This is a genomic window from Streptococcus henryi DSM 19005, assembly GCF_000376985.1.
GTDB lineage: Bacteria > Bacillota > Bacilli > Lactobacillales > Streptococcaceae > Streptococcus > Streptococcus henryi.
This window is the reverse complement of the sequence record NZ_AQYA01000036.1, coordinates 163,904-176,932: the sequence shown is the minus strand read 5'-3', so window position 1 is coordinate 176,932 and position 13,029 is coordinate 163,904. Positions and strand designations below refer to the sequence as shown.

General features: G+C 40.1%; 15 protein-coding genes. 12 read left to right on the top strand and 3 right to left on the bottom strand.

Features of this window, described 5'->3' with window-relative positions:
• Nucleotides 1-61 precede the first annotated feature (61 nt).
• Nucleotides 62-247 carry a hypothetical protein gene (locus tag F601_RS0109670; protein WP_018165484.1) on the top strand — a complete coding sequence of 62 codons (186 nt, stop codon included), beginning with the start codon at nt 62-64 and terminating at the stop codon, nt 245-247.
• A gap of 190 nt (nt 248-437) precedes the next feature.
• Here the strand turns inward: F601_RS0109670 and F601_RS0109665 are convergent, their stop codons facing one another.
• Complete coding sequence (locus F601_RS0109665; RefSeq protein WP_018165483.1) at nt 438-698, bottom strand: metal-sensitive transcriptional regulator; 261 nt, start codon at nt 696-698, stop codon at nt 438-440.
• Nucleotides 699-846: 148 nt separating this feature from the next.
• On the opposite strand from F601_RS0109665, the gene F601_RS0109660 reads away from it, so the two are divergent.
• From F601_RS0109660 to F601_RS0109610, 11 genes are all read left to right on the top strand, one after another.
• Nucleotides 847-1,176, top strand: coding sequence for a rhodanese-like domain-containing protein (locus F601_RS0109660; protein WP_018165482.1), 330 nt, complete (start codon nt 847-849; stop codon nt 1,174-1,176).
• A 1-nt stretch (nt 1,177) separates the two neighbouring features.
• Entirely contained in the window at nt 1,178-2,830 is a 1,653-nt protein-coding gene (locus F601_RS0109655; RefSeq protein ID WP_018165481.1) for an FAD-dependent oxidoreductase, read from the top strand.
• Nucleotides 2,823-3,122 (top strand): rhodanese-like domain-containing protein, encoded by a 300-nt coding sequence (locus F601_RS0109650; protein ID WP_018165480.1) that lies wholly within the window; start codon nt 2,823-2,825, stop codon nt 3,120-3,122. Before F601_RS0109655 ends, F601_RS0109650 begins: the two co-directional genes overlap by 8 nt.
• A gap of 55 nt (nt 3,123-3,177) precedes the next feature.
• Nucleotides 3,178-3,831 (top strand): HD domain-containing protein, encoded by a 654-nt coding sequence (locus F601_RS0109645; protein ID WP_026183181.1) that lies wholly within the window; start codon nt 3,178-3,180, stop codon nt 3,829-3,831.
• 66 nt (nt 3,832-3,897) lie between these two features.
• Nucleotides 3,898-4,362, top strand: a complete 465-nt coding sequence (locus F601_RS0109640) for a GNAT family N-acetyltransferase (RefSeq protein ID WP_026183180.1) — start codon at nt 3,898-3,900, stop codon at nt 4,360-4,362.
• A 147-nt stretch (nt 4,363-4,509) separates the two neighbouring features.
• Nucleotides 4,510-5,016, top strand: a complete 507-nt coding sequence (locus F601_RS13550; RefSeq protein ID WP_018165477.1) for a DUF2798 domain-containing protein — start codon at nt 4,510-4,512, stop codon at nt 5,014-5,016.
• A 267-nt stretch (nt 5,017-5,283) separates the two neighbouring features.
• Nucleotides 5,284-6,153: a glucose-1-phosphate thymidylyltransferase RfbA gene (rfbA, locus tag F601_RS0109630; protein ID WP_018165476.1), complete on the top strand. Its 870-nt coding sequence runs from the start codon at nt 5,284-5,286 to the stop codon at nt 6,151-6,153.
• Complete coding sequence (locus F601_RS0109625; RefSeq protein WP_018165475.1) at nt 6,153-6,746, top strand: dTDP-4-dehydrorhamnose 3,5-epimerase family protein; 594 nt, start codon at nt 6,153-6,155, stop codon at nt 6,744-6,746. Before rfbA ends, F601_RS0109625 begins: the two co-directional genes overlap by 1 nt.
• A gap of 260 nt (nt 6,747-7,006) precedes the next feature.
• Nucleotides 7,007-8,053, top strand: a complete 1,047-nt coding sequence (gene rfbB / locus F601_RS0109620; protein ID WP_018165474.1) for a dTDP-glucose 4,6-dehydratase — start codon at nt 7,007-7,009, stop codon at nt 8,051-8,053.
• A gap of 244 nt (nt 8,054-8,297) precedes the next feature.
• Nucleotides 8,298-8,612: a thioredoxin gene (gene trxA, locus F601_RS0109615; RefSeq protein WP_018165473.1), complete on the top strand. Its 315-nt coding sequence runs from the start codon at nt 8,298-8,300 to the stop codon at nt 8,610-8,612.
• Between the two features lie 208 nt (nt 8,613-8,820).
• On the top strand, nt 8,821-9,864 hold the full coding sequence (locus F601_RS0109610) for a zinc-binding dehydrogenase (RefSeq protein WP_018165472.1): 1,044 nt from the start codon (nt 8,821-8,823) through the stop codon (nt 9,862-9,864).
• Between the two features lie 51 nt (nt 9,865-9,915).
• On the opposite strand, the gene F601_RS12720 is transcribed toward F601_RS0109610, so the two are convergent.
• Nucleotides 9,916-10,437, bottom strand: coding sequence for a DUF6287 domain-containing protein (locus tag F601_RS12720; RefSeq protein ID WP_018165471.1), 522 nt, complete (start codon nt 10,435-10,437; stop codon nt 9,916-9,918).
• A 42-nt stretch (nt 10,438-10,479) separates the two neighbouring features.
• Nucleotides 10,480-11,628 (bottom strand): A/G-specific adenine glycosylase, encoded by a 1,149-nt coding sequence (gene mutY / locus F601_RS0109600; RefSeq protein WP_026183179.1) that lies wholly within the window; start codon nt 11,626-11,628, stop codon nt 10,480-10,482.
• Nucleotides 11,629-13,029: the final 1,401 nt, after the last annotated feature.

The following is a 13,029-nucleotide window of genomic DNA, read 5'->3' as shown; positions in this document are numbered from 1 at the left end:
GAGCCAAGAAATCTTTTTGGCTCATTTTGTTTTTTTCTGTTAAAATGAAAGGTAATTACAAATGAAAAAAATGCCCTTTGTATCTAGTTCAGACTTAATGACCCTTGTCTTTGTCCTACTCTATGGCTTAGGTGTCTATGTCAATCTCAAAAATAATAATGTCATTATGGCTTGTGTTTGGGGAGCTCTAATTGTCATTAATTTAGTCTTCTTTGCTATGCGCCATCTCAAGAAAGATGACAAATAGTCTGGGTTTTAGAAATCTAGGAAGAATATACTCTTCGAAAATCAAAATGATAGTTCGTTAAGCCTTCTTGCCTACCATTAGGTATGTCTGCGTCGGCTTGCCTCCTCTAATTTTGATTTTCATTGAGTATTAGCTTCTATCTTTGACTATCAACAAGAAAATCCTGTAAACGGCTGTTTACAGGATTTTTTTACTTCTTAACAATCATATCCAAAACTTGTTGAATTTTAGCTTCTTGCTCTTCCGGGTTATCCACAGGATTCTCCATGACTTGGTTAATCTTGTTTCCGATAACGAGACCAAGTGTGCGGTTAATGCTGGAACGAACCGCAGTCAATTGGGTAACAATATCAATACACTCTTGTTCGTCCTCAATCATTTTTTGGATACCACGAAGCTGACCTTCGGCACGTTTGAGGCGGTTTAATATATCTTTTTTCTCTGTTCTCATAGCTACCTCCATTTTTCTTTTATTATACCGACCTGGGGTATAATTGTCAATTAAGAGTGACTCAATCTTTCTATTTGACAGCTATCTTTGAAATGTGCTATCATTTAAATATACCTATAGGGGTATTTGAAAGAAGGAGAAAATATTGGTGAATTTTCTGAAAAGATTCTTTTCTTCAGCCATAAAAAGCATTTCTAGCAAGGAATTAGAAGAGCTTCTGGCAAAAGAAAAGATTACATTATTAGATGTACGCACAAAGCAAGAATACCAGGGAGGGCATATTAAAGGAGCTAGAAATTTCCCGCTGGATCAACTTGAAGCCTACAAAGAGCCTAAAGTTGGGCCACTTTATGTCATCTGCCAATCAGGTATGCGCAGTAAACGCGCAGCTAGCCTACTAAGTAAAAAAGGCTACCAGGTCATCAATGTAAGAGGTGGCATGTCAGCCTACACAGGAAAAATTATTGGAGGAAAATAAGATGAAAATCATTATCGTTGGTGGTGTTGCTGGTGGTATGTCGGCAGCAACTCGTCTTCGCCGTCTCATGGAAGATGCGGAAATTATTGTTTTTGACAAGGGACCATTCGTTTCCTTTGCCAATTGTGGTTTGCCTTTCCACGTTTCTGGGGAAATAGCAGAGCGTTCTAGCCTATTAGTTCAAACACCAGAGCGTCTCAAGGCTCGTTTTGAATTGGATGTTCGTCCAGAAACAGAAATTCTGGCAATCGATCCTGTTAAGAAAGAAGTGACTGTTCGCCACCAAGACAAGACTTACAGCGAAAGCTATGACAAACTCATCTTGTCACCAGGAGCAAAGCCGTTTGTACCGCCAATGGAAGGGTTAGAGGAAGCAAACAATGTCTTCACTCTCCGCAACATTCCTGATTTGGATAAAATCATGGCCAAGCTTGCTGGTGTCGCTAGTGGCAATGCTACAGTTATCGGAGCTGGTTTCATCGGCCTTGAAATGGCAGAAGCCCTTGCCAAGAAAGGCTTATCAGTTACAATTGTGGAGAAAGCTCCGCATGTCTTGCCACCATTGGATGAAGAGATGGCTGCCTTTGTCCAGGCTGAATTAGTTGCGAATGGCATCCGTGTCATCACTGGTCAATCTGCTCAAGTCTTTAAAGACCAAGGACAATCTATCGTTTTGGAAGATGGTACAGTCCTTGAATCAGACATCACCATCCTTTCAGTTGGAGTTCAGCCTGAAAACGACTTGGCTAAGTCAGCTGGTGTGGATTTGGGACTTCGTGGAGGTATCTTGGTCGATGAGAATTACCAAACGAACCAAGCTGATATCTATGCTGTCGGTGATGCCATTGTGGTTAAGAACCAGATTACAGGTCAAGATGCCCTGATTTCCCTAGCCAACCCGGCCAACCGTCAGGGTCGTCAGGTTGCCGATGTCATTGCTGGTCAAGCTCGTGAAAACAAGGGCTCAATCGGCACAGCTATTGTCCGAGTCTTCAATATGGCAGCTGCGTCAGCAGGTCTTAGTGAACGTGTGGCTCGTCAAAGTTTTGATGATGTAGCTGTTGTTCATACGACAGGTAACGACCATGCTGGCTACTACCCAGGTGCAACTGGCATCACCATGAAATTGGTCTTTAACCCTAAGACAGGTGCCATCTACGGTGCTCAAGCTGTCGGTCAAAAAGGTGTGGATAAACGTATCGATATCCTTGCTACAGCTATCAAGGCTGGTCTTACTATCTTTGATTTACCAGAGTTGGAATTCACTTATGCACCTCCATTTGGTTCTGCCAAAGACCCAGTTAATATGATTGGCTATGCAGCTATTAACCTGGCTGAAGGACTCAGTGATAGTGTTCAATGGTATGAGCTCAAGGATGAGTTGGCCAAGGGCAAGGTCTTGCTGGATGTTCGCACAGCTGCTGAAGTGGCTAATGGGCGTTTCCCAGATGCTGTTACTATTCCACTTGATGACCTGCGCTCGCGCCTAGCCGAGCTGGATGCTGATAAAGAATACATCGTCAGCTGTCACAGTGGCTTACGTTCTTACTTAGCGGAGCGTATTCTCAAACAAAAAGGCTTCAAGGTTGCAAATCTTGACGGAGCCTACTCACTTTATAATACGGTTAGACCAGAGGAGATTATTCATGACTAAAAACATTTCAATCGCAGACTTGCAAGGACTTTTGGATCAAGGTGGGGTTAATTTGGTAGATGTCCGCGAAGCTGACGAGTTTGCTGCGGGTCATGTTCCAGGTGCAGTCAACCTGCCCTTGAGCGAATTTGCTGGACGCTACACAGAATTGGCAGCAGATAAGCCTTATCACATTATCTGCCAAATGGGCGGACGTTCGGCCCAAGCTTGCGCCTTCTTGGATGCCCAAGGCTACGATGTTACAAATGTTGATGGCGGAACTGTGGCATGGACAGGAAATTTGGAAAAATAATAATTTGATGCAGACGGCGGGAGGAAATCCTGCCGTTTTTTGCTATAATAAAGGCATGTTAGATAAAGAGATTGATATTTTAAATGCGGCGGAAGAACTGGTTTCCGCAAGGTTGTCTGGTGAGGCAAGTGGTCATGACTGGTGGCATATTGTTAGGGTTCGCAACACTGCTCGCAGCATAGCACAAGTAGAAGGAGCAGATGTTTTTATCTGTGAACTGGCTGCTCTTTTGCATGATATGGCTGATGAGAAATTGTCCGACAATCCTGACCAAGAATTGGGTAACTTACAAACTTGGATGGCAGAACATGGAATGACAGCTATTGCTATCAAGCAGGTTCTCGACATCATTAGCACCATGTCTTTCAAAGGTTCTGGTTCAAGTAAACCGTCTACACTAGAGGGGCTTATTGTTCAGGATGCAGATAGGCTGGACGCCATTGGTGCCATCGGTATTGCACGTTGCATGGCCTATTCTGGCAGCAAGGGAAGACTGATTCATGATCCCAATAAGCAGGCTCGCGAGAACCTGACAGCAGAAGACTATCGTAAGGGTGATGATACTGCCATCATGCACTTTTATGAAAAACTATTGAAACTTAAGGATTTGATGAACACTGACTATGGTCGGAAAATGGCAGAGCAGCGCCATGCTTATTTGGAAGATTTTTTAAGTGAGTTTTACGCGGAATGGGATGGCCAGCGCTAGCCATTGCCCCAAGAAAAAAGAAAGGGATTGTACACAGCCAAAGGTTGTGACATAAGGTATCTGATGATGACGATTAGACGTGCAGTAGCAGCTGATATTCCAGCGCTTGAAAACCTATTAGGACAAATTCTATTGGTTCACCATAAGGTTAGACCTGATTTGTTTCAGGCTCAGGGCAGTAAATTTACACGCCAGGAACTAGAAGAACTCGTGAAAAATGATCAACGTCCTATTTTTGTTTATGAAAATGATCAAGGTCAGGTTTTGGGACATCTCTTTACAATTATTGAAGAATCAAAAGCTCCTCAAGTAGTCCATAAGACGCTTTTTATTGATGATCTTTGTGTGGATGAGGCGGCGCGTGGCCAGAAGATTGGTGAGGAGCTTTATTGCTTTGCTCTTGATTACGCTAGAGAAATTGGCTGCTATAACCTAACGCTTAATGTCTGGAATGATAACCTAGGCGCTCTGCGATTTTACCAAAGACAGGGGCTAAAGCCCCAAGAAACACGCATGGAGCAGATTTTGTAGATGAAATAAAAGGGAAGAAGAAAACGTTTTCTTTGAAATTTTTTAAAAAATTCACTTACACGAAAATTTTTTTTGTGCTAGAATAACTCCTGTTGTTGTTTAAAAAAACTTTTAAATAGCATCTATATATTAGAATGGAGTAAGTAAATGCCTCGTAATTTTAAAGAAGCAATAATTTTCACCTGTCTTATGTGCAGCATGATGGTTTTGGGGATGAGTATCTGGAACCTAATTGTAGCTGGGCAGTTTTCTTGGGCACACGTCGCTTTAGGTTTTATCCCTGGGTTTATTGTTGCCTTCTTGCTTGATGTTGTTATCGTTGGTCCAATTGCTAAAAAGATTGCTTTTGCTATCTTAAGCCATATCAACCCACATGATAAACGCTGGATGAAAATTGGAGCAATCTCAGGAACAATGGTACTTTTTATGGTTACTTTTATGTCTCTATATGGACTCTTGTTTAACCGCGTGCCACTGTCATTGCCAGTCTATGGTCGTGCTTGGATTACCAACTTTGTCGCAGCTTTGCCATTAAACTTCTTAATCGTTGGTCCAATTTCTCGTTTTATCTTAGGTCACATTCAAAAACCACTTCCTGGAGAAGATAAGGTTGAAGACTTTGATGACGATGACGAGTTACCTACTATTATTTAAAATTAATATAGAAATGTCCTGGTGGCATTTCTTTTGTTTTTGTCTTGAAAAAAACTGATAAAATTTTAATAAGGAGGGAACTATTGACCGCAATGAGAAACAAAATTCAGTAAATAATGACAGTGGTTGCAAAAAATGGTAAAATGGTAGCGACTATTAAAATTGAACACGGGCTAGGACTAGCAAGAGAATTTTTTCTATTGTAAAAATACTATTTTGCTTAGTGCTTAAAATGCCCTTTATATCTTTTTAAAAGGAGAATCACATATGAAAGGTATTATTCTAGCAGGAGGTTCTGGAACGCGTCTCTATCCCTTGACTCGCGCCGCTTCCAAACAGCTCATGCCCATCTATGACAAGCCTATGATCTATTATCCCCTATCAACTCTCATGTTGGCTGGGATTAAAGAAATTTTGATTATTTCAACGCCTCAGGATCTCCCTCGCTTTAAGGATTTGCTTGGCGATGGATCTGAGCTCGGCATTTCTTTGTCATATGCAGAGCAACCAAGTCCAGATGGATTGGCTCAAGCCTTTATTATCGGTGAAGACTTCATTGGTAATGACCATGTTGCCCTTATTCTTGGTGACAATATCTATCACGGTGCTGGAATGACTAAAATGTTGCAACGTGCAGCAGCTAAAGAAAAGGGTGCCACTGTCTTTGGTTATCAAGTTAAAGACCCAGAACGCTTTGGTGTGGTTGAATTTGATGAGGACATGAATGCCATTTCTATCGAAGAAAAACCAGAAGTGCCTAAATCAAACTTCGCAGTTACTGGTCTTTATTTCTATGATAATGATGTGGTTAACATTGCCAAAAATATCAAACCATCTCCTCGTGGTGAATTGGAAATCACCGACGTTAACAAAGCTTATCTTGATCGAGGAGACTTGTCTGTTGAACTTATGGGACGTGGATTTGCTTGGTTGGATACGGGAACACACGAAAGTCTCTTAGAAGCCTCTCAATATATTGAAACCGTTCAACGTCTACAAAATGTTCAAATCGCTAACTTGGAAGAAATTGCCTATCGTATGGGTTATATCACCAAAGAACAAGTCTTTGAATTGGCACAGCCACTTAAGAAAAATGAATACGGACAATACTTGCTCCGTTTGATTGGAGAAGCTTAATGACAGAACAATTTTTCGGTAAAGAACTGGCAGCTCGCCAAATTGAAGCTATCCCAGGTCTCTTAGAGTTTGACATTCCAGTTCACGGCGATAACCGTGGCTGGTTTAAAGAAAACTTCCAGAAAGAAAAGATGGTGCCACTCGGTTTTCCTGAAAGCTTCTTTTCGGAAGGGAAACTTCAAAATAATGTTTCCTTCTCACGTAAAAATGTCCTTCGCGGTCTCCACGCTGAACCTTGGGACAAATACATCTCAGTAGCGGATGAAGGGAAAGTTCTCGGTACTTGGGTTGACCTTCGTGAAGGAGAAAGTTTTGGTAAAACCTACCAAACCATCATTGACGCTTCTAAAGGCATCTTTGTGCCCCGCGGTGTTGCTAATGGTTTCCAAGTCTTGTCCGATAAAGTAGCCTATAGCTACTTGGTTAATGACTATTGGGCATTAGAGCTCAAACCTAAATATGCCTTTGTTAACTATGCAGACCCAAGCCTAGGTATTGAATGGGAAAACTTGGCTGAAGCAGAAGTCTCAGAAGCTGACAAGAATCACCCGTTGCTTAAAGATGTGAAACCACTGAAAAAAGAAGATTTGTAAAGATCCGTAAAAAATATCTAAACTACAAAAAATCAGCTTCTTAAAACCCAACATTAAGATTCTAAAAGGCGAGTGAAGCGAGCCTAAGAGGGATGTTTGACGCAGTGGTGAAAAGATATCTTGCAAGATTGCTAGATATCTCGGAAATTTTGAGACTCTTGGCTCAAAATTTAGGCATGGAATTCCGATGGAAGTCGCTGCCGTCCGCACCACCTTAGTCGAACAACAAAAACCAAAGAAATTTCGGAGAAAAAGAAAACATGTCTGAATTTAAAAACATTATCGTTACCGGTGGCGCTGGTTTCATCGGTTCAAACTTCGTCCACTATGTCTATAACAACCACCCTGATGTCCATGTGACTGTCCTTGACAAACTCACATACGCTGGTAACAAGGCTAACATCGAGTCAATCCTTGGTGATCGAGTTGAATTGGTTGTCGGTGACATTGCTGACGCTGCATTGGTGGACCAATTGGCTGCCAAAGCGGATGCTATTGTTCACTATGCGGCTGAAAGCCACAATGACAACTCACTTAATGACCCATCACCATTTATCCACACTAACTTTATTGGAACCTATACCCTTTTGGAAGCAGCTCGTAAATACGACATCCGTTTCCATCACGTATCAACGGATGAAGTTTATGGAGATCTTCCATTGCGTGAAGATTTGCCAGGACACGGTGAAGGACCAGGTGAGAAATTCACTGCAGAAACTAAATACAACCCATCATCACCTTACTCATCAACTAAGGCCGCTTCAGACCTTATTGTTAAGGCTTGGGTGCGTTCATTTGGTGTCAAAGCGACCATTTCAAACTGTTCAAATAACTACGGTCCTTATCAACACATCGAAAAATTCATTCCACGTCAAATTACCAACATCTTGTCAGGGATTAAACCAAAACTTTACGGTGAGGGTAAAAACGTTCGTGACTGGATTCATACTAATGACCACTCAACAGGTGTTTGGGCTATCTTGACTAAGGGCCGTATCGGTGAAACTTACCTCATCGGTGCAGATGGTGAAAAGAACAACAAAGAAGTTTTGGAACTCATCCTTGAAAAAATGGGTCAACCCAAAGATGCCTATGACCATGTAACAGATCGTGCAGGTCATGACCTTCGTTATGCTATTGATTCAAGCAAATTGCGTGAAGAACTCGGTTGGGAACCACAATTCACAGACTTCTCACAAGGCTTGGAAGAAACCATTAAATGGTACACAGACAACCAAGACTGGTGGAAAGCTGAAAAAGAAGCTGTTGAAGCTAACTACGCAAAAACACAAGAAGTACTTAAATAATTGAACAAAACCTTGTCGAATCAATGTTTATTGAGATAGACAAGGTTTTTTGAAATTATATAGGAAATAATCAGGTTACAGAATGCATTTGACTTTATGTGCATTTTTTTGATATCAGATGTAAAGATTAATAAAGTGTTTTGGTCATAGTTCTTTGGTAATTTAAAACACGTAGCAATTATTTGCCTAAAAGACTCTTTTCGCGTAAAATATCTTTATAAACTAGATGAAACGGAGAAATCTTATGGCACATATCGTGACTGATAAAACTTTTGAAGCAGAAACAGCAGAAGGACTTGTCCTTGTTGACTTTTGGGCAACTTGGTGTGGTCCATGTTTGATGCAAGCACCTATTCTTGATCAATTGGCAGGAGAATTGAGCGAAGATGAACTTAAAATCGTTAAGATTGATGTGGATGAAAACCCTGAAACTGCTCAAAAATTTGGCATTATGTCTATTCCAACACTTCTTTTCAAAAAAGATGGAGAAGTTGTAAAACAAGTTGCAGGTGTTCACACTAAAGCTCAGCTTAAAGCAATTGTTGAAGAATTAAGCTAATAATGATTTAGAAGCTTAGCTTTTTTAAAGCTAGGCTTTTTGCAATTAATCTCTATTGTTTTAAATTATCTATTTTCGAGTTTGCTGATATAACTACCGAGATAGCCTAGTATGTAGATAGCCTAGAATATTTTTTCTTGACTTATAGTTGACTACAAGTAGTATAATAAGAATAATTAATGCTAACTTTAAATACGGAGGAAAATAAATGAAAACTGCTATTTTTGAAAAAGCTGGTTCTATGATTATCGAAGAAGTTGCTAAACCAAGTCTTCAAGCGGATGACGATGTTGTCGTAAAAGTCGTTCGTGCTTGTGTATGTGGTTCTGACCTTTGGTCTTATTCTCACGGTGACAACAAGGCTGAGCATTCAACCAATTCAGGGCATGAAGCGCTTGGTATCGTCGAAGAAGTAGGCTCTGCTATTAATACAGTGAAACCTGGTGACTTTGTTATCGTGCCATTCACTCATGGCTGTGGCCAATGTGACGCTTGTCGTGCTGGTTTTGATGGTTCTTGTGATAATCATATTGGCAGCAACTTTGGTAATGGTTACCAATCTGAGTATATCCGTTTCCACTATGCTGACTGGGCTTTAATTAAAGTTCCGGGCCAACCATCAGATTATTCAGAAGGTATGATTAAATCACTCCTTACCCTTGCTGATGTTATGCCAACAGGCTACCATGCTGCGCGAACTGCAAATGTCCAAGTTGGTGATAAGGTTGTTGTTATCGGTGATGGTGCCGTTGGTCAATGCGCGGTTATTGCGGCAAAAATGCGCGGAGCTTCTCAGATTGTGCTCATGAGCCGTCATGAAGACCGTCAGCAAATGGCTCTTTCTTCAGGAGCTACCGCTGTCGTAGCAGAACGCGGTGAAGAAGGGATTGCCAAGGTTCGTGAAATCCTCGGCGGAGGAGCGGATGCTGCGCTTGAATGCGTAGGAACAGAAGCAGCCATTGAGCAAGCTCTCGGAGTTCTTCATAATGGCGGACGTGTTGGTTTCGTTGGGGTACCACACTATGGCAATCGCGCTATCGGTTCAACATTCGGACAAAACACCACTATCGGTGGCGGTCCAGCATCAGTAACGACCTATGTCAAACAAACCTTGCTAAAAGCTGTGCTTGACGGGGACATCAATCCAGGTCGCGTCTTTACGGATACCTACGACCTTGCTGATATCAACCAAGCCTACCAAGATATGGCAGACCGCAAAACTATTAAATCAATGTTAGTTGTTTCAGATTAAAAATAAGATGGCATAAAATAAGGGGCTGAAAATATTCAGTCCCTTATTAATTTAATTAAGAAAGAAAAGGTTCATACCTTCACCATCAATTATGACACGATCTCTTGTGTTATCATCAGTGCCTAAAAAGTCTGGTACTGATACGGGTGAGTCCACACCAGCCGGTATGACATAAAATGTAAAGTTGTTGGAAGATAGCACAGCCATACCATTTTCCACCTTCCCGTCTGTAATAGGGAAGGTTAAATCTCCATCAGATTTGCTATAGGTAAAACTTCCATCAGTATTGATGATGTAGTTGCCACCGCTAGCCTCATATGAACCAGCAATGCTAGAAAAGTCTTGATTTGCAATTGCTTGAAGATCTAAACTAGCTGAAGGCACTTCTTGATTACTAGTCTCATTGCTGCTATTTGTTTCTACATCTGCATCAGTTGAGTCAGTCTGGCTAGTAGAAATTTGACTAGTTTGAGAGCTACTGGAGTCTTGTTTACTTTCTTTCTCCGTTGGTTTACAAGCGCTAAGGAGAAGCAAAGCAAGTAAAGAAACACTTAACAGTGACATTTTTTTCATAAAATTACCTCCACTTTTTATTTTATTATATCATTTTTTAATTTATTTTTTATTTTTGAAAAGTTCCTGAACCATTTTCTTTTGTGGTGTAGCCATAGGGAATTTATCAAAATCTTGAGGTGTAACCCATAGGAGATCTTTTGAGGGCAATAGCGGAGCTTTTTTAGAAAGTCCTTCCACCATCTCAATTGTCCATTTTTGATGACTAAAAGTGTGTTTTACAGGAGTAAAGTATTGCTCAGACCAAACTGGTTTGAGATTGTACTCTTGCTCGAAAATTGTTTTTTTCGAAAGGGTTTCAAGCACGGAGCTATCATTTTCGAATAAATCAAGTTGTTGTCCAAGGAAGTCAGTTTCCATAATAGGAAAAGACCAAAATCCACCTAGAAGTCGACCGTCATTATTTTTATCGATAAGAAACTCACCGTCTTCATTTTGTATAATAAATGCCTGAATTTGTATAGGTTTAGGTTTCTTTTTAGGAGCCTTAATAGGGTACTTATCATATGTCCCATTTAAATAGGCAGCGCAAAAAAAGCGAATTGGACTCTCATCTGGTCTCGGATTCTTTGCTGATTCAATATCAGTTCCTAAATCCATCAATGCTTGATTAAAATCTCCGGGGCGGTCTGGATCAATGAGTTTTTCCATGACAGCTTGGAAGATCTTGCGATTCTTGGGTTCACCAACATCATAGTTAATTTCAAATAAGCGCGCCATGACACGCATCACATTTCCATCAACTGCAGGTTCAGGAAGGTTAAAGGCAATTGATGCTATAGCACCAGCAGTATAAGGGCCAATCCCTTTCAATTTTGAAATATCGGAGTGAGTCGATGGGAATGTCCCATCGAAATCAGTCATGATTTGCTGCGCTGCTTTCTGCATATTACGGACTCTTGAGTAGTAGCCCAATCCTTCCCAAGCCTTTAATAATTGTTGTTCAGGGGCGTTAGCTAATTTCTCAATAGTAGGAAACCAATCTAAGAAGCGCTCGTAGTAGGGGATAACTGTCACAACTTGAGTTTGCTGCAACATTATTTCAGATACCCAGATGTGATAAGGGTTTTTAGTCCGTCTCCATGGGAGATCTCGTTTTTCATTATCGTACCATGCTAACAAGGTACGACGGAATGATGAAATTTTATTGTCATCCCACATTTCTATGCCGTAATCTTTAAAATCTAACATGTTACTATTGTAACAGAGTTTCGTGCTTTTAAAAAATTTAAAGACCAGAAACTCTATTTTACTCACTGATAGGTAATCCCAAAGATAAATAAAAAAATAAAACAAAAATAAAGTTTTCTCTTGCAAAAAGTAAACGGTTACATTATAATAAAAATATAAAGAAGTAAGAGATATTAAGGAGGTACATCAAATGCTAAATCTTAATGTTTCGAGGTACAAGAATGGAGACTAGTCTCCAAAAAGCAGTAGGCAAAACGTAACTTTGCGTCAAGGAAGAACGGCCGTTCGATTCCTAATGGTAACAAAATCTTGCAAAAGTAAAAGAGGTGACGTCTTATGTTGATGTTTAATATGAGTCGTTTTAAAAACGGAGACACAGAACCTGTTGCATAAAATAGTGACGAAGGGGTGATACCGATTACATAGGAACTCTTAAATTTATATCGTTACAGATTAGAGGAATTAGCTAGTGCAAGAGAAACCAGAAAGCTAGCCTGGCTTGTTACTAGTACAACAGTTATTGAAGAGCTTTAATCTAATTGATTTTATAGACTTAATATACATTCTAAAGTGAGAAAGTTGTAAGAGTTATGAAAACAATTAATGTTAGCCGTTACAAGAACGGCGATAATGAGCTCATTAGTTTGGACAACTAGAGGTAAGTAGGTTCAGGACAAAACAAAAACGGGTTTGTTTTGATAATGAGGTTACTTAGTAGGAGTTGTCTGTCGTATTCTACCTTCCCGCGGGGAGAATGGTGAATGTCGAAATACTCTGAGTAAATTACAAAGAGTATAATTATTGGTGATGAGTCAATCGCCAATAATAGCTATCGTGTGTGAGTATTTTCAAATAAATGGAGGTATCTTATGAACGTAGCAAGATATAAGAACGGAGACACAGTACTTAGCCGCACAAAATAGGCTAAGGGGTGAATCCAATGTAAAATGTAGAGAATTATTTTGAATTATTGATAATGTGAGGTAACCTTATGTTAAAGATGAATTTAAGTCGCTACAAAAACGGAGACAATTCTGCAAACTAACTCCTTATGAGAAAGTTTGTGGGAGCACAAACACAGATATTTTTTAAAAGAGGCGAGCGAAAGCTCGCCTTTTTTTGAAAAATACAAGTCTGCATAAACTTTATGAGTTCTTAGCTGAGTTACTAGAGACAGTTAGATTTTTAAATAAACTTTGCTATTGATAAAATAATCAGACTGCTAGCACACTGAAAACTTGTCTCAGACTATCAAGGTAAATTGTGAGAAAATGAAGAAGGGTGAATCTTTTAAGCCAAGACAAAAATAATGGTAATTTCAATTAAAATACTTGCATCTTAAATATTATTACTGTATAATAGTTTCTTGTGAGTGCACCTCACTTACTCGTGGCGAGGGTC

Coding starts and splice junctions, on each gene's coding strand:
- F601_RS0109670 (WP_018165484.1), top strand. CDS start 62: ATGAAAAAAATGCCCTTTGTATCTAGTTCAGACTTAATGACCCTTGTC.
- F601_RS0109665 (WP_018165483.1), bottom strand. CDS start 698: ATGAGAACAGAGAAAAAAGATATATTAAACCGCCTCAAACGTGCCGAA.
- F601_RS0109655 (WP_018165481.1), top strand. CDS start 1,178: ATGAAAATCATTATCGTTGGTGGTGTTGCTGGTGGTATGTCGGCAGCA.
- F601_RS0109650 (WP_018165480.1), top strand. CDS start 2,823: ATGACTAAAAACATTTCAATCGCAGACTTGCAAGGACTTTTGGATCAA.
- F601_RS0109645 (WP_026183181.1), top strand. CDS start 3,178: ATGTTAGATAAAGAGATTGATATTTTAAATGCGGCGGAAGAACTGGTT.
- F601_RS0109640 (WP_026183180.1), top strand. CDS start 3,898: ATGACGATTAGACGTGCAGTAGCAGCTGATATTCCAGCGCTTGAAAAC.
- F601_RS13550 (WP_018165477.1), top strand. CDS start 4,510: ATGCCTCGTAATTTTAAAGAAGCAATAATTTTCACCTGTCTTATGTGC.
- rfbA (WP_018165476.1), top strand. CDS start 5,284: ATGAAAGGTATTATTCTAGCAGGAGGTTCTGGAACGCGTCTCTATCCC.
- F601_RS0109625 (WP_018165475.1), top strand. CDS start 6,153: ATGACAGAACAATTTTTCGGTAAAGAACTGGCAGCTCGCCAAATTGAA.
- rfbB (WP_018165474.1), top strand. CDS start 7,007: ATGTCTGAATTTAAAAACATTATCGTTACCGGTGGCGCTGGTTTCATC.
- trxA (WP_018165473.1), top strand. CDS start 8,298: ATGGCACATATCGTGACTGATAAAACTTTTGAAGCAGAAACAGCAGAA.
- F601_RS0109610 (WP_018165472.1), top strand. CDS start 8,821: ATGAAAACTGCTATTTTTGAAAAAGCTGGTTCTATGATTATCGAAGAA.
- F601_RS12720 (WP_018165471.1), bottom strand. CDS start 10,437: ATGAAAAAAATGTCACTGTTAAGTGTTTCTTTACTTGCTTTGCTTCTC.
- mutY (WP_026183179.1), bottom strand. CDS start 11,628: ATGTTAGATTTTAAAGATTACGGCATAGAAATGTGGGATGACAATAAA.